The organism is Kribbella deserti, from assembly GCF_042434725.1.
Taxonomy (GTDB): Bacteria; Actinomycetota; Actinomycetes; order Propionibacteriales; family Kribbellaceae; genus Kribbella; species Kribbella deserti.
Map to the genome: position 1 here is coordinate 1 of NZ_JBHLTC010000061.1, position 664 is coordinate 664.

General features: G+C 64.8%; 1 protein-coding gene. It reads right to left on the reverse strand.

Annotated elements, in window-relative coordinates:
• Positions 1-664: TIM barrel protein (locus tag ACFFGN_RS36000; protein WP_380057747.1), on the reverse strand; the 664-nt coding region annotated here is incomplete at both ends.

The window sequence follows — 664 nt, forward strand, 5'->3', positions numbered from 1 at the left end:
TGGAACAACTTCCCGTGCCACAACGCCTGCGCGATGCCGTGCGCGTAGTTGAGCCCGGCCATCTGCTCATGCCCGATCTCGGGGTTGATCCCCACCAGCTCGGGATCGGCCAGATCGTTGATAAAGGCAATCGCATGCCCGATCGTCGGCAGCAAAATGTCACCACGCGGCTCGTTCGGCTTCGGCTCGAGCGCAAAGCGGATGTCGTAGCCCTGCTCGCGTACGTAGGCGCAGAGCAGGTCCATCGACTCCTTGTACCGATCCAGCGCGGCCCCGACGTTCTTGGAGCCACCCGACTCAGCACCCTCACGACCACCCCACAACACGTAGGTGGTTGCGCCGAGTTCAGCCGCGAGGTCGACATTGCGGAGCACCTTCTGCAACGCGTAGCGCCGTACCGACCGGTCGTTGGCGGTGAGGCCGCCATCCTTGAAGACGGGGTGACTGAACAAGTTCGTCGTCGCCATCTCCACCACCATGCCGGTATCGGCCAGCGCCTTACCGAACCGGTCGAGCTGCTGCTGGCGAACCGCGTCATCCGGGACCAGGTCGTCGTCGTGGAACGACACCGCCGCCGCGCCCAACTCCGCGAGCCGATGCACGGTCTCGACCGGATCCAGCGGCGCACGTACCGCCGTACCGAACACATCGACACCTTCCCAGC